The organism is Allopontixanthobacter sp. (assembly GCF_034376665.1).
Taxonomy (GTDB): Bacteria; Pseudomonadota; Alphaproteobacteria; order Sphingomonadales; family Sphingomonadaceae; genus Allopontixanthobacter.
Map to the genome: position 1 here is coordinate 1 of NZ_JAXMJI010000084.1, position 15,178 is coordinate 15,178.

Consider the following 15,178-nt stretch of genomic DNA (forward strand, 5'->3'; position numbering starts at 1 on the left):
CGACCAGGGCAGGTCGCGTTCGGGCGGGCTGTCGGACAGCATGAACCAGCGCACCGCATCGGCGCCGTAGCGGGCGACAATCTCGTCGGGGTCGATGACGTTTTTCTTCGACTTCGACATCTTGATTACGCGGCCCACTTCAACCGGGTATCCGTCCGCCTTCAGCACCGCGCTTCCGCCGCGCTTGTCCACTTCGGCGGGGGTGTAGAAGGTCTGGCGGCCATCCTCCGGCGCGCGCCGGGCATAGGTTTCATGGGTCACCATGCCTTGCGTAAACAGGCTGGCGAACGGTTCGGCAAAGCCCAGCTGGCCGATATGCTGCAACGCCCGGGTCCAGAACCGTGCATAGAGAAGGTGCAGGATCGCGTGCTCGATGCCGCCGATATATTGTTCGACCGGCAACCATTTTTCGACCTCGGCGCGGTCGAACGGCCGGTCATCGGGCTGGCTGGCAAAGCGCAGGAAATACCACGAACTGTTGACGAAGGTGTCGAGCGTATCGGTTTCACGGGTCGCCGCGCCGCCGCACCTGGGGCATTCGGTGTGCTTCCAGGTCGGGTGATGCGCCAGCGGATTGCCCGGGGTGCTGAAATCCACATCTTCCGGCAAAGCCACCGGCAATTGGTCCTTCGGCACGGGCACCACCCCGCAGGCATCGCAGTGGATGAACGGGATCGGTGTGCCCCAGTAGCGCTGGCGCGACACGCCCCAGTCGCGCAGGCGCCACACCGTTTTGCCGATGCCCCAACGGCCCTGTTCCGCGCGCGCAATCACCTCGTCAATTGCGGCGGAAACATCCATCCCGTTGAGCGGACCGGAATTCACGATCACCCCGTCGCCCGCCTCTGCGGTAGTGCCGAACGGCAGGTCGGCGTCGGCCGCCGATTGCGCAACCACGCGGATGATCGGCAATTTGTATTTGGTCGCAAATTCGAAGTCGCGCTGATCGTGCCCAGGTACGCCCATCACCGCACCGGTGCCGTATTCCATCAGCACGAAATTGGCGATGAACACCGGCAGTTGCGCGCCGGTGAAGGGGTGGCGCGCGGAAATTCCGGTGTCGAAGCCCAGCTTTTCCGCCGTCTCCAGTTCCGCCGCGGTCGTCCCGCCGCGCTTGCACCGCGCGATGAATTTGGCCGCTTCGCAATTGTTCATCGCGAGACCTTGCGCAACTGGATGATCCGCTGCCACCGCGACGAAACTCGCGCCGAAAATCGTGTCGGGCCGAGTGGAATAGACTTCCACCGACTGCCCGTCCGACAGGTCAAACGCGAATTGCAGGCCCTGCGATTTGCCGATCCAGTTTTCCTGCATCACCCGGACTTTGTCGGGCCAGTCCTTTAGCGTGTCCAGCCCGGTCAGCAGTTCGTCCGCGAAAGCGGTGATCTTGAGGAACCACTGGCTGAGCTTGCGCTTTTCGACCTCGGCGCCGGACCGCCAGCCCTTGCCGTCGATCACTTGTTCGTTGGCCAGCACCGTGTGATCGACAGGGTCCCAATTGACCTCGCTTTCCTTGCGGTACAGCAGCCCGGCTTCGAACAGATCGAGGAACAGCGCCTGTTCGTGGCCGTAATATTCCGCGTCGCAGGTCGCGAATTCGCGGCTCCAGTCGAGCGCGAAGCCGATCCGCTTCAGCTGCGATTTCATGTGCGCGATATTGGCCCGCGTCCAGCCGCCGGGATGGACGTTCTGTTCCATCGCTGCATTTTCGGCGGGCATTCCGAAGGCATCCCAGCCCATCGGGTGCAGCACTTCGAACCCGCGCATCCGCTTGTACCGGGCGAGAACGTCGCCCATCGTGTAATTCCGGACATGGCCGATGTGGATATTGCCGGAGGGGTAGGGAAACATTTCCAGCACGTAGCTCTTGGGCTTGGGGCTGTTGCTGTCCGCCTGGAAACAACCGGCCTCATCCCACGCCTGCTGCCACCGCAGGTCGGCCTGCGCCGGATCGAAGCGGCTGTCGGTGGTATCACTCATTGCAGGCTACCCAAGATGTTGGCCGATAAAAGGGCCCGGCATTATCAGCCGCCGAAGCGATCAGCCAATCGTCTGGCGGCGAAGATCGCGGGCCTTGGTCAGGATGATGTCTTCCAGCTTCTGCACGGTTGCAGCCTGCACTGGTGCATCCACCCAGTTACCATCCTGCAGGACCTGGCGGCTGGCGGCGACCCGCAGTGCATCGGCGCGCAGGTCCTGATCGAGGATGGCAACCGAAACCTTCACCCGCTCGGAAGGATTTCCCGGCCGCGAGTACCAGTCGGTGACGATTACGCCGCCGGCACTGTCGGCTTGCAACAGGGGTGCGAAGCTGACCGTTTCCAGCGAAGCGCGCCACAAGTAGGAATTGACCCCGATCGTGGTGACCTGCGAAGCGGCCAGATCCCCGGCCGGGCGGTCCTTGCCGCCGCCGCAAGCGGCCAGGCCGAAAATTGCGAGCGCAGCCAGGGGTGCGCGGAACAGTGTTGCGGACGGGATAAGTTTGACGGTCATGATAGTGCGGAACGTCCTTAAAGATTGATCTGGTCCGGACAGGAAGCTTATCGGCCAGGGATACAAATTACAGCCTCTATAACCCGCGCGGCGCGGGCGGCAAGGTATGGTTGCGTTTTGGCCGGTGCCGGCAAGAAACCGAATAGGCGCGACGGGACTGAACGGGCGCTTAATTGGGGTACTCGCCCGCAATCTGTGGGGAAGCGGCAACATATTCGGTCTCTCGATGGCACAGCCTGTGGAAAAGCTGGTCAAGTCAGGAACTTCGGCATAGTCTCTTGTGTGAATCGTGTCAGGTGCCTTGCGTAAAACCGAGTCGCCGATAGCGAAGTCAGGAACCGTTCAGGCCGATTGTGGTCATGGTGACGGGTATGAAACAGAGGGAAACATGACCAAGCGGTCTCGCAACAAGGCAGGTATCGGCGGAATCGCGCCGGCGCTTCTCGCCGCTGCGGGCCTTGCTGTGGCTATCCCGACCGCCGGCCTGGCCGTCAGCGGTATCGAAAATTCAAGCGCCGCTTCGTCCGGACTTGCTTTCGCCCCCTTCACACCGGCAACAGTCGATCCGCAATTGGCCCGAAGGGTAAGCGCCAGTGTCGAGGCCCGCGGCCAGGCAATCCGCTTTACCCCTGCCAGCAAGCAGTCTGCGCAGGACCGGACCTTTACCGTTGCGGTTCGCGTGGATGACGCGACGGCGCGCGCGATTTCGTTGCGCGCGGCGGGTTCCGGGGTCACCAGCTTGCCGGGGCTCGGCGCTCCGTTGCTCGGCGCAGCGGGCGAAGGCAGCTTCAAACTGGCACCGACCCGGTACAATCTGGGCGTCGCCCGCGGCTATCGCGGCTTTGCCAAGGTACCCACTTCGTCCAAACCGGATAGCGGAACTAGCACGGCGGCGCTCGGCCTGAACAAGATCGGGCTGCTGGATCTTGCGGATTTCAAACCGAAAGAAGGCGTGGCTGAAAAGCCCAGCCGGTTCCAGCCGCGTATCGCGCTTGAAGCGGAAAAAGGCACCACCGGCCGTTCGCGCGGCACGCTGGAATCGCTCGGCGAACAAACAGTCGATCTCGGCGGGGCCTACCGGATTACCGGCAATCTCGATGTGACCGCCGGTGTGCGCCTGTCGCAGGACCGGGACCGCATCGCGCCTTTGACCGATTCGGTCCAGGACAGCCAGGCGGTTTACGTCGGCACCCAGTTCCGCTTCTGACCGGCCCAATCGACGACCAATCTTGCAAAGACCCGCTTCGGCGGGTTTTTCTTTGCCCGAAATTGCCGTTGCCGTAAGGTCACCAAAACCAACGGGACAAGAGGACAACAGCTGAATGGCACACGTAGCGATCGTAACTGGCGGAACCCGCGGCATTGGCCGGGCAATATCCGAAATGCTCAAGAGAGACGGATTTACCGTCGCTGCAAATTACGGCGGAAATGACGACAAAGCGCGCGCGTTCACCAGGGAAACCGGCATCCCGGCCTACAAATGGGATGTCGGCGATCACGAGGCGTGCCTGGCCGGCTGCGCCCAGGTCGAACAGGACATCGGTCCCATCGACGTGGTGGTCAACAACGCCGGTATCACCCGGGACGGCACCATGATGAAGATGACCTTCGATGACTGGAACGAGGTCATGCGAATCAATCTCGGCGGCTGCTTCAACATGGCGAAAGCCACCTTCGACGGTATGCGCCAGCGCAAATGGGGCCGGATCGTCAACATCGGTTCAATCAACGGACAGGCGGGGCAATACGGCCAGGTGAACTACGCCGCGGCCAAAAGCGGGATCCACGGCTTCACCAAGGCACTGGCACAGGAAGGAGCGCGGTCGGGCATTACCGTCAACGCCATCGCGCCCGGCTACATCGATACCGACATGGTGGCCGCCGTGCCCGAAGCCGTGCTGGAAAAAAATCGTCGCCAAGATCCCGGTCGGCAGGTTGGGCCACGCAGAGGAAATCGCCCGCGGGGTCTGCTTCCTCTGCTCCGAAGACGGCGGCTTCATCACCGGATCAACGATGAGCATCAACGGCGGGCAGCATATGTATTGAAACCGGCCCGATGCCAGCCCCCTACCATCCGCCGGTAAAACGCTCGGTCCAGATCGACCGGCACAAGACGTCGATCAGCCTGGAGCCGCTGTTCTGGGATATGCTCAAGACAGCCGCCGAAGCAGAGGGGGTTGCGATCAACGCTCTGGTGGCCCGGATCGATGCCGAACGGATCAGGTCTGCGACTCCGCCCGGTCTCGCCAGCGCGGTCCGGGTGTGGCTGGTGGCCAATCGCCAGCCGCACGCCGGGCCTTGATGTATCGTCAGTAATTCCCCGGGGCGTCGCTGGCGGGGAAGCTCTCGTCGCTTTCCTGGTCCGTCTTGTTCCAATTATTCGGCTGGTCCCGCATGGCGGTAGGCCCTGCATCCCGCACCGAACCGGTCTGACCGGTTGCAAAGGCTGGCGAATCGCTATCCTTGTGCTTCTCGAAATATTTGTACCCGGCGTAGCCCACAGCCGACAGCGCCGCGATTTTGAAGATTCCCATGATCACGTCTCCTTTCGTGCCCGCTCAACGTTTGGGGCGAACGAAAGGTCCGCGGATTCGACCTAATCGTCGCCCACCCGCTCGATATCCGCGCCGACCAGTGCCAGCTTCTCTTCCAGCCGCTCATACCCCCGGTCGAGATGGTAAAGGCGGCGAACCTGAGTCTCCCCTTCCGCCGCGAGCCCGGCGATGACCAGGCTCATCGATGCGCGCAAATCGGTTGCCATCACTTCCGCGCCGGTCATGGTTTCGACGCCGTGGACAATGGCGGTGCGGCCTGACGTTTCGATATGCGCGCCCATCCGGCTGAGTTCGGGCACGTGCATATAGCGATTTTCGAAAATCGTTTCCTTCAGCACGCTGGTCCCTTCCGCGCGGCACAGCAGCGCCATCAGCTGCGCCTGCATATCCGTGGCGAGGCCGGGATAGGGCGCGGTGGTCAGATTGGTAGCCTTCAGCTTCCCATTGGAAGCGATATTGATGCCCTTGGCGTCGCTCGACACGTCCACGCCGATATCGCGCAGGGCGTGCAGGGTCGCGGCCATCTCGTCGGCCTTGGCACCTTCCAGCCGCACTTCGCCGCCGGTAATCGCAGCCGCGCAGGCGTAGGAGCCGGCTTCGATCCGGTCGGGCATCACCCGGTAAGTCGCACCGTGCAGGCGCTTCACACCATGGATCGTCAGGTCGGAACTGCCGATCCCCTCGATTTCCGCGCCCATTGCGGAAAGAAGGTTGCACAAATCGACGATCTCCGGCTCGCGCGCGGCGTTGGTCAGGCGGCTGGTGCCCTTGGCAAGCGCTGCGGCCATGACCGCATTCTCGGTTGCGCCCACCGACACCACCGGAAAATCGTAATCGCCGCCGGGCAGACCGCCGTCGGGGGCATGGGCACGGACATAGCCCGCCGCCATCTCGATCTCCGCACCGAGCGCTTCCATCGCTTTCAGATGCAGATCAATCGGACGATTGCCGATCGCGCAGCCGCCAGGCAGCGACACGGTCGCCTCCCCCGCCCGCGCCAGCATCGGGCCGAGCACCAGGATCGACGCGCGCATCTTGCGCACCAGATCATAGGGCGCGACAGTAGAGGTCAACCGCGGCGCTTCATAGGTAACCACCCGGCCGAAATCTTCCGGCCGGTTGCCCTGGATGCTGGTCGAGATGCCGAACTGGGTCATCAGGTGCTGGAACCCGTCGATATCGGCCAGCCGCGGCAAATTGCGCAGGGTCAGCGGCTCTTCCGTCAGCAAGGCGCAGGGAATCAGCGTCAAAGCCGCATTTTTCGCGCCGGAAATGGGAATTGTACCCGAGAGACGCTTTCCGCCCCTGATGATGATCTTGTCCATGCCCGCGGGTTTAGCCGGAACCGCTGGCAGAGCAAGTGGCGCACGGCAGAATCCTCACCGACTCGGTTGACGCGCTCTCGCCTCCACCATTATCGAGGGTGCATGACAGCCAGAAAACCGATCCGCAAAGCCGTATTCCCTGTGGCCGGTCTCGGCACCCGCTTCCTGCCAGCGACCAAAGCGATACCCAAGGAACTGCTGCCGATCGTCGACCGGCCGCTGATCCAGTACGCCGTCGACGAAGCGCGGGAGGCGGGAATCGAACAGATCATTTTCGTCACCGGGCGCGGCAAGACCGCCATTGTCGAACATTTCGACATTGCCTTCGAACTTGAAACCACCATGGGCGAGCGCGGGAAAGACATGTCGGTGCTCGACGCGACCCGCGCGGTCCCCGGCGACATCATCACGGTGCGCCAGCAGGTCCCGCTGGGCCTCGGTCACGCGATCTGGTGCGCGCGGGCCATCGTCGGTGACGAGCCCTTTGCAATCCTGCTGCCCGACGAACTGATGGTCGGCGAACCCGGCTGCATGAAGCAGATGGTTGAAGCCTATAACGAGGTCGGCGGCAATCTGATCAGCGTCCTGGAGGTGCCGATGGAGGAGGTTTCCAGTTACGGCGTGATCGACCCGGGCGCATCCCGCGGGGCGTTGACCGAAGTGAAGGGTCTGGTCGAGAAGCCGCCGGTAGCCGATGCGCCCTCGAACAAGATCGTATCGGGCCGGTACATTCTCCAGCCTGAAGTGATGCGTATCCTGGAAACCCAGGGCAAGGGCGCCGGCGGGGAAATCCAGCTGACCGACGCAATGGCGCGGATGATCGGCAAACAGCCGTTCAACGCGGTGACCTTTGCCGGCAAACGCTATGACTGCGGCAGCAAGCTCGGCTTCGTCGAAGCGACCCTCGCGCTGGCCTTGAAACGCAGCGACATGGGCGCAGAAGTCCGGGCGATGGCGGAGCGGTTGCTGGCGGAAAGCTGAGCGCCGACGCGGGCATTTCCCGAATTGCGACTGGAGCGGTAGCGGGAATCGCAATCCTCGCCTAACAATTTGAAACAAAAGTAAATGCTGCATTGCAGCATAAATTAAGGCCCCATGTCGTGGCCCCACTCCCTTTTCGCAAATCGGGTTTGAAGCATAAACTCGGATGCCTTACGTTGGTCCCGTCTATATTGTCATCATAGTTCACCGGGTCGTTCTGATCAATTTGCGTGCCGCGAAGCGCGGCTACTTCCGCTAGCAGTACGGTCGTTCGCCTCATCTCCGCTGCATCGTAACCCCCGTCGTTCGTACACCACCACAGCGGGCTGCAGGATTGACCAATTTTGACCGTCAATTGCCTATCGGCTTCCAACGGCCAAATTTAACCAGCTACCTCCACTTACGTCTCAGATCGGCCATTAGTCGTACCGATAGATTGTCACTCCCTTAGCCGCTTCTTCAATTTCCTGGCGAGTGCCATCTTTGGGTACACCGCGGCTCACGGTCTGCACCGGGTCGGTGTGAAGCCCATCCAAAATGTACCGCAGGTGCGCTTGGCCAGCTGGAGTTCCAGTGTCGAATTGCTCCACCAACACTCGATTGCCAACTAGTTCGACCTTGATCACTGGATCCTCGTCACTTGCTCTCATTTCGATTTTGTACGTGTTCGCGTGATCCGGGCTGCGCTGGGCGAATGTCGGACTGATCACCCGCTCCGCATTGTTAAGGATGATCGGGATTGGCCCGTCCAACTCCGTTTCGCCGAGCTGGCGACGCAACTCGTGCGCGACCGGCACGGGGAGCTGACCTTGGGTGCCACGCGCGAGCCGCAGCTTGACGAAGACGCGCTTCCAATCGGCGGAGGGCTCGGTTGGACTGGGTTCAATTGGACCGGCGAGCAGATCGGGCGGCACTTTGCGGCGCTTGGGTGCCTTAAATCCAAACAATGCCTCTGCCTTCGCGCTTGCCGCGCGCGTCCGCGCCGACTTCCCCCGTAGCCGTGCTTCTGGAAGGACATAGCCGCCACTGACCAGCTTCTTCAGAAAAGCGGTATTGAGCGGACGCGCGAGATTGTCGGCAGTATCGACCAGCGTCGTCATATAGGTCGCGACCGAAGCTTGGAGCGGCCCACCTTTGGGTTCGATCAGAAGAGCCGATAGCTCTTCGTTTGCTGAAAGGCCGGCGCCAGTCAGGTTGTTGGATCCGATATAGACGCGGGAATGGGTCGCCGTTTCAAAGGCATAAAGCTTGGAATGATAGATGCTCGACGCTTCGTTGTGGCGAACCCAGAGCTCAACTTGGCCTTGAAGCTTGAGCAGCATCTCAAGGCCTTCGATCGATGTGTTCTCGCGGTCGATGCCAATGACCGCCCGGACCGCCCCGCCGCGTTCCAGCAGGTCAGTAAGCGCGTTCCATAGAAGACCGACGCCCGAAGCGCGCGCCCAGGCACTGGCAATGTCCACACGCTCGGCTTGGGCTAGCTCCTTACGCAGCACATCCACGAACGGACTGCGGTCGTAAAATTGTGGGATCAGCATTGAATTTGACGGGAACGCAATAAGTACATAGTGCTTGTCACCTCATGATGAGTCGGCTAATGTCACCTCATATTGAGGTGAATTCATGGTCGTTGATCTGCGAGCAACTGAGAAACATCCGATTCATGGTTATGTCTGCCCCGACGTCCATGGTCAATTTGAAGCTTATCGGCGCGAACTGGGCCTGACCAGCAGCTCGGCGCTGCTTACGCTATTGGTGATTCGCGAGATCAAGGTCCAGCGCCTTGCGAGCTCGGGTGCGCGCGCCCGTGATGGGCAGCCGCGCACCGCTAAGGTCTCAGCGTATATCGACTCAAGCAAGGCGCAAGCGTTTAAGGGGCTTATCGAACAACTAGGCCGCTCAGCCTCCGACTGCGCGGCGGACTTGGTCGAGCGCGAGCTTGAGGAGCGTTGGCTTCAGGCGGTCATTGAGGCTTATCCCGCCGATGGGGGTGCGGGATGAACGCACACGTTACTGCTGCGCCCAAGGCAGGGCGCTCGCTCGAGGGGTTGGTCGCACCGCTGCGCGAACGGGTTGCCGTCGCGGTCGCTGCGGCCACCGATGTTCTGCCGATGCCGTTCCCTTGGCTGATGAGCGCGTCGGCAAAGGACCTCATCGAGGAGCAGGATTGGGCCGCGCGCTCGGCTTGGGCGGTGGTGGCGATCGCCCTGATAGAAGCATCGGCAACGGGCCGATCTGCAGATACCGGCCGGGCTCTGGCATGGTTCGAGGCGAGCCCCGAAGGGTGCTGGGACGCAGTCGATGCGGCGCTGTCGGAGATCGGTGCACGGCCCGACCTGGTCCAGCTCCTTCCTTATCTACTTGATACCTATGGCCGCACCACGCGGCTCGATGTTATGCGCGACCACGGGTTGCGCGAGGCGCGCAGCGCGCGCAAGCAAATCGGATCCTTCTATACGCCTGCCGATGTCGTCGGATTCATGGTAGACGCCATCGCCAGCCCGCCCCAGTCTCCCCACCATGAAAATGAGTATTGGTGCGACCCGGCGTGCGGCAGCGGTGTGTTCCTGGCGGGCGCACTTCACCGACGCGCGTTCCAAAATGCAGACGCGCAGCGCGCCTTCGCGCTGACCCGCCTTCACGGTACCGACGTATCACCTCAGGCGTGCGACTTTGCCGCATTCACGATCCTCTCGATGATCGCCGATGCGGAGCGGCCGCCCCTCGAGCTCTGGCGGACTATTCGCAGTCATTTCGTTGCACTCGACGCCACGCAGCTCAACTTCGGTGCAGCGGGCGCGAACCTGCGGCAAGTGTTGGACTTGGGGGACGCGCCGCTGCGCCTCATTTGCAACCCTCCTTATGTGAGCGCCGGTCGTGCATCGACACTTGCAGACGGTTATCCGACGCGCGCTCTTTATTTGCCGTTTGTCGAAATGGCCTGGCGCGTCGCGAGTGGTCCGTATGACGCGGCGTCCTTAGTGGTGCCGCTGGCGCTTGGTGCCAACCGCTCGGCCGATCATCGGCGGTGCCGGACAGCGATGGCGCAGGCCGGCGGAAGCTGGACATTGCTGTTCTTCGATCGCCAGCCGCATGCGCTATTCGGTGAGGAGGCCAAGACGCGCGCGACGATCGCGATCCGACGCCCCGGCCCCACGCCCGCCGAGATCCGGACGAGCGGCCTGCTGAAATGGACTAGCCGGCAACGCGTCTCGATTTTTTCCGAAGCGCGCGCGACCTCGATGGGCCAAGCCAATATCGGGCAATTCGTCCCGAAGCTGGGTTCTCAAGAGGAGGTGCAACTTTACGCGGCGCTCAATCGTTTCCGCCTGCGCTCGGGGATACGGCCCGAGCCCGCCAAGGCAGCGGCACAGGACATCGTCGGCACGCAGCTGACATCGGACGTGTTCGTTGCCGGTACGGCGTACAATTTCCTGAACGTCTTCCGGAACTACCCCGACCATTTGAGCTGGCGGGGCAAGCTCAGCGCCTCGGGCATCCATCGACTGGCATGCGAGAGCGTCGACGCGGCCGATGCCGTCACTGCGATCCTAACCTCACGGCTCGCCTTCTGGCTTTGGCATGTTGAATGCGACGGGTTCCATGTGCCGACTTGGTTCCTAGCCGAGCTGCCCCTGCTCAATATCCGGCTTGATGCGGATGCGAGCTCTAGCCTCGCGCGACTAGGACGCGACGCTTGGGTGGGACTGCAGCACGACATCCTGCTCAGCACCAACCGCAACCGGCTGACCTTCGCCTTTCGCCCGACCGAGATCGGCCCAGTGCGCTCCCAAATCGATCGGACCCTGCTCGAGCTGATCGGCGCCGATCTTGCGCAAGCCGAAATGCTCGAGCAGTTCGAGACGCGCGTCGTCTCGATCGATGGCTCGGTCCGGCGCGCCCAACAACGCAATTCCACAGGAGAAAAATAATGAAACCGTCTGTCCAGGTCAAAGCGCTGAGCCAGCTCACCAAGGAAGAGTGGCGCGAATATACCAAGACGGTGTGGAGCATCGCCAATGTGTCGCACGAGCTACACCCTGCGACCTTCCCCGTTGAGATTCCCAAGCGGCTAACAAAGCTGTTCAGTTTTTGGGGCGAGACGGTGCTTGATCCATTCGGAGGCGTGGGCTCGACCGCCGTTGCGGCGTTACGCGAAGGCCGACGCGCGGTCTGCATCGATCAGAATCCTAAGTTCGTCGAGGAGATGCGGGCGCGAGTTGCGGCGGAGAAGTTGGTCGATTCAGAGTTGCTCGACGCGCGGGTCGGCGACTCACGAGACCTTTCTGGCATCGATAGTGATTCGATCGATCTGATCGTCACCAGCCCGCCTTATTGGGACAAGGCCGACTACGGCGGCAAGCCTTCCGACATCGGCACTACGGGCAGCTATGTCGAGTTTCTCGCCGAGTTGCGGCGCGTCTTTGAAGAGTGCCACCGCGTGCTGCGGCCCGGGCGCAAGCTTTGCGTTGTGACCGCTAACGTTAACCAGATGACAGATCATGGCCTGCTAACCTTTCCGCTCAGCACTGATATCGGGATTATGCTGCGCGAGCTCGGGCTTGTGATGATCAATGAAGTTATTTGGTCAAAGGACGGCACCGGCGGGCGCTGGGGCTCGGCCAACGGTCAGAGGCCGATCTTCGGTAGCTATCCCTACCCGCCAAATTTCCTCTTTAAGAATGTTCATGAATACGTGATAATCTTCGCTAAACCGGGGCTCACGAAGTCCAAGGGTGCCAAGGTCCGTCCTTACGAGGATCTTATGTCATTCTCACAGCGGCTCGAAGCCGCTGAGTAATGTACGTCGCAATGAAGCCCGACGCCGGAACCTAAAAATCTGCTGTTCAACGGAAGTAGACGCCACCATGTGGCGCCGCCGCGAGTCTGTCGTGTCGAGCGGTCCTTGAGACCTGCCTCAAGGACGTCGGCGATCGGTCTGCCCTCGACCGAAGACGAGTCATAAAGTTCGAGCTGAATGCCTTCGGCACTGGGCAAGAAGCGGGCCACCGGATCGGTCATTCCAATTATTCGGTTTTCGGCGCCGTCGCGATCAGCCGTTCACCGGCCGTGGTCTGCTCCATGTTCAAGGTCCGCGCCGCCATCCATTCGGGAACGTGCCAGCTTTCTGGCAGAGAGCGGGCAATCGTCCCAGGCAGGAACGACCACAACAGGACACCTGCGATAAAGGCACATCCGCCGGTCCACATTTCTCGTCTGCGCTGTCGCTGCGTGCGGCGCGAGCGCTCGGCGATCCCGTCGATCCGGCCGATGGATTGGTCGAGTGCGCTTCGCGCCTCGTCCAGCTGCCGCTTGTCTTCGGCCCGCGCTTCGATCGCAGCCCTGTTCAATTCCCTGACCATCGCGGCAGGCGTCAGCTTGACGGCCGGGGCCTGCGCGATGCGCTCGATGCCTTCGAGGGCAGTACCTAGCTGCTTGCTCATATGGCCCAGCGTCGCGCCGTAGTCGGGTATGTTCTCGCGCGCGGCGGAGAGGCCCTGGATGGCATTGTGAAGCAGCGATATCTCCTGCCGCAGGCGCTCGAACGCGTGGGAGGGATTGTCGGCGATGCCTTCCTGGCGAGGATTTTCGGTCATGGAGTTGACCCTACATGCTGATGCCAAGGCCGCGCGAGCGGCCGAGCCATTCCTGGAGGCCATGAGATATCGACGCGCCCTGCCGGGACCTGAGGCCCAGTTCAGCCGTGCGATTTCGGAGCAGCGACTCGAGCTGCGGATCGCGGTGCAGCGCCTTGGCCATGGCGCCCATGTCGTGTTTGACGCTCGACACTCCGCCATGATCGCCTTGCCGTTCGAACGCCTTCAGCTGGCGTGACTTGCTCTGCCAGTCAGCGACAAACCGGTCGGCGCGGTTATTGGCGTCGATGCGGATTTCGCCTTCGGCGATCATCGCCTGGATCGGGAGCGTGGTGCGCCCGCTGGCGGCCTCGCCGATGAGCGCCGGGTTCCTGTTCATGGCGATGCGCAGGTCTTCGCCGCCGCCGGGTTGCAGCGCCTCGATCGCCTTGACGGCGCTGCCGAAGGCCTGGCGCTGGTGGATCAGTGGTTCGTAGCCTTGCTCCTTCATGCGGACGATGTCCTGCGCGGCGCGGCCATAGTGCTGCACCGCATGTTCGAGAGGGCCCGGCCCGGTCTGCTCGATGAGTGGCGATACATTGAGCTTGAGCCCATCGAACATCCCGCGCCTGGGCTCTGCCTTGGGCACCGCTTCCGGCTCGCGGACATAGTCCGATGCCATGTCCTTGCCGCGCTCGCGCGAGAGCGTGCGCACCAGCTTCGCCTGATCGGCGAAGTCGTCCTTGCCGTAATGCAGCTCGACGCTGTCACGGTGCCGCGTGAGCGCGACATAGGATGCGTGGCGATCGAGGCCCGGCGTTGCCAGGACATGGACAGTGTCCACGGTCATACCCTGCGCCTTGTGGACGGTGGCAGCGTAGCCGTGATCGATATGGGCATAGTCCTTGATGTCGAAGGCGGCGCTGCGCCCATCGTCGAGCGTCACCGCCATACGAAGCGCATTGACGCTGCGAACCGTGCCCAGGGATCCATTCTTCACGCCCAGGCTGCGCTCGTTATGCAAGAACATCACGCGGTCGCCGGTGGCGAAGTCGCGGCGGCCGCGATCGACCTGCAAGCTCACATCCTCGCCGAGGTCACCGGCGGCGCGCATGCGCCCGCGCGCGGCCTGGTTGAGCTCGCGCACTTCATCGTTGGTATGCGTGAGGATGATGCGGCCAGCACCGGGTTTGGCCTGCCGCTCGCTCTCCCAGCGCTCGATCAGCGCGCCGCGCGCGGCCTCGCGGGTTTCAGCAGCGTGGATATGCCCGGCCTGCGTGTACGCTTCGATCGCCTCGCCGGTCCGGCCGGTCGCGAGCTGGCGCGTCGCATCGCGCTGCCAGTCCTCGCGCTGGCGGCGCACTTCGGTAATCTCGACGGCGCCGTAGCGTTCGGCGATCGAGCGGAACGAGGCGCCGGCCTCGATTGCCTGGAGCTGCTGCGGATCGCCGACCAGGACCACCTTGGCGCGGCGCTTTTCCGCCTCGGTGATCACGCGCTCCATCTGGCGCGTGCCGATCATGCCGGCCTCGTCGATAACGAGCACGGTCCTGTCGGTCAGCAGTTCGCGGTCCTGGCCCCATTGATGTTCAAGGCTGGCGATGGTGCGTGAGGCAATGCCCGAGCCGCTTTCGAGGCTCTCGGCGGCGATGCCCGACAAGACGATCCCGCGCACCTCGTAGCCTGCCCTCTCCCATGCCTCGCGCGCCACCCCAAGCATCGCGCTCTTGCCACTGCCCGCATAGCCGATGACGGTGCTCAGATCGCGCGAACTCGTTGCATGCTCGAAGGCGCCGCGCTGTTCGCGCGAGAGGACCAGGCCGCGTTCCTTGCCATGGGCGAGCGCGCGTTCCCGATGACGGTCATCGACGCCGTGGCCGCGGCGGGCATCGAGCCGTATGGTGGCGCTTTCCAGACGCTGCTCGGTCGCCACCATCGCGCGCGAGGTGAAGCGGTCTTCGCCGCGGCCGTCCCGGCCCAGTCTGACCAGTTCGGCTGAACCGCGCACGGCGGACATCACCGCGTCGAACTGGTCCTTGCCCTCGCTGTGGCGGTGCACGAACACGGCCAGGTCGCGCGCCGTGAAGGTCGATTGCTGGTGCGTGATCGCATCGAGCGCGATCTTGGGATCTGCAAGGATCTTCTCACCATTGCTGCGCGCGATCGCGTAATGCTCGTCGAGCCGTTCGCTGGCGAAGCCTTGCTCGGCCATGCGCGAAGCGGCCGGGCCGATCTTGTGCTGCGGCTC

Annotated in this window: 13 protein-coding genes and 1 pseudogene; 7 read left to right on the forward strand and 7 right to left on the reverse strand. The window is 62.6% G+C overall.

Annotation, left to right across the window (positions count from 1 at the left end; genetic code table 11):
- A partial coding sequence (leuS, locus tag U0988_RS09075; RefSeq protein WP_322292302.1) for a leucine--tRNA ligase occupies window positions 1-1,980 on the reverse strand: 1,980 nt, incomplete at its 3' end.
- A 60-nt stretch (window positions 1,981-2,040) separates the two neighbouring features.
- Window positions 2,041-2,493: a DUF3576 domain-containing protein gene (locus U0988_RS09080; protein WP_322292303.1), complete on the reverse strand. Its 453-nt coding sequence runs from the start codon at window positions 2,491-2,493 to the stop codon at window positions 2,041-2,043.
- Between the two features lie 388 nt (window positions 2,494-2,881).
- Here U0988_RS09080 and U0988_RS09085 point away from each other — a divergent pair, with 388 nt between their 5' ends.
- The 3 genes and pseudogenes from U0988_RS09085 (at window position 2,882) to U0988_RS09095 (ending at window position 4,795) form a co-directional block, all read left to right on the forward strand.
- A complete protein-coding gene (locus tag U0988_RS09085) occupies window positions 2,882-3,700 on the forward strand; it encodes a hypothetical protein (RefSeq protein ID WP_322292304.1) in 819 nt (272 codons plus the stop codon).
- Between the two features lie 115 nt (window positions 3,701-3,815).
- Window positions 3,816-4,539: pseudogene (gene phbB, locus U0988_RS09090) on the forward strand (acetoacetyl-CoA reductase).
- A 10-nt stretch (window positions 4,540-4,549) separates the two neighbouring features.
- On the forward strand, window positions 4,550-4,795 hold the full coding sequence (locus U0988_RS09095; RefSeq protein WP_322292305.1) for a ribbon-helix-helix domain-containing protein: 246 nt from the start codon (window positions 4,550-4,552) through the stop codon (window positions 4,793-4,795).
- 7 nt (window positions 4,796-4,802) lie between these two features.
- Here the strand turns inward: U0988_RS09095 and U0988_RS09100 are convergent, their stop codons facing one another.
- Window positions 4,803-5,027: a hypothetical protein gene (locus U0988_RS09100; protein WP_322292306.1), complete on the reverse strand. Its 225-nt coding sequence runs from the start codon at window positions 5,025-5,027 to the stop codon at window positions 4,803-4,805.
- Between the two features lie 62 nt (window positions 5,028-5,089).
- Window positions 5,090-6,373 carry a UDP-N-acetylglucosamine 1-carboxyvinyltransferase gene (gene murA, locus U0988_RS09105; RefSeq protein ID WP_322292307.1) on the reverse strand — a complete coding sequence of 428 codons (1,284 nt, stop codon included), beginning with the start codon at window positions 6,371-6,373 and terminating at the stop codon, window positions 5,090-5,092.
- A gap of 102 nt (window positions 6,374-6,475) precedes the next feature.
- Here murA and galU point away from each other — a divergent pair, with 102 nt between their 5' ends.
- On the forward strand, window positions 6,476-7,354 hold the full coding sequence (galU, locus tag U0988_RS09110; RefSeq protein ID WP_322292308.1) for a UTP--glucose-1-phosphate uridylyltransferase GalU: 879 nt from the start codon (window positions 6,476-6,478) through the stop codon (window positions 7,352-7,354).
- 419 nt (window positions 7,355-7,773) lie between these two features.
- Here galU and U0988_RS09115 read toward each other — a convergent pair whose 3' ends face one another.
- Window positions 7,774-8,892, reverse strand: a complete 1,119-nt coding sequence (locus tag U0988_RS09115; protein ID WP_322292309.1) for a phospholipase D family protein — start codon at window positions 8,890-8,892, stop codon at window positions 7,774-7,776.
- Window positions 8,893-8,977: 85 nt separating this feature from the next.
- Here U0988_RS09115 and U0988_RS09120 point away from each other — a divergent pair, with 85 nt between their 5' ends.
- The 3 genes from U0988_RS09120 to U0988_RS09130 are packed head-to-tail and all read left to right on the forward strand — an operon-like array spanning window position 8,978 to window position 12,155.
- Window positions 8,978-9,355 (forward strand): hypothetical protein, encoded by a 378-nt coding sequence (locus tag U0988_RS09120; RefSeq protein ID WP_322292310.1) that lies wholly within the window; start codon window positions 8,978-8,980, stop codon window positions 9,353-9,355.
- Window positions 9,352-11,286, forward strand: coding sequence for an N-6 DNA methylase (locus tag U0988_RS09125; protein WP_322292311.1), 1,935 nt, complete (start codon window positions 9,352-9,354; stop codon window positions 11,284-11,286). The genes U0988_RS09120 and U0988_RS09125 overlap by 4 nt, the downstream gene beginning before the upstream one ends.
- Entirely contained in the window at window positions 11,286-12,155 is an 870-nt protein-coding gene (locus U0988_RS09130; protein WP_322292312.1) for a site-specific DNA-methyltransferase, read from the forward strand. The genes U0988_RS09125 and U0988_RS09130 overlap by 1 nt, the downstream gene beginning before the upstream one ends.
- A 226-nt stretch (window positions 12,156-12,381) precedes the next feature.
- On the opposite strand, the gene U0988_RS09135 is transcribed toward U0988_RS09130, so the two are convergent.
- Window positions 12,382-12,951 (reverse strand): hypothetical protein, encoded by a 570-nt coding sequence (locus tag U0988_RS09135; protein ID WP_322292313.1) that lies wholly within the window; start codon window positions 12,949-12,951, stop codon window positions 12,382-12,384.
- Window positions 12,952-12,961: 10 nt separating this feature from the next.
- A partial coding sequence (gene traA / locus U0988_RS09140) for a Ti-type conjugative transfer relaxase TraA (protein ID WP_322292314.1) occupies window positions 12,962-15,178 on the reverse strand: 2,217 nt, incomplete at its 5' end.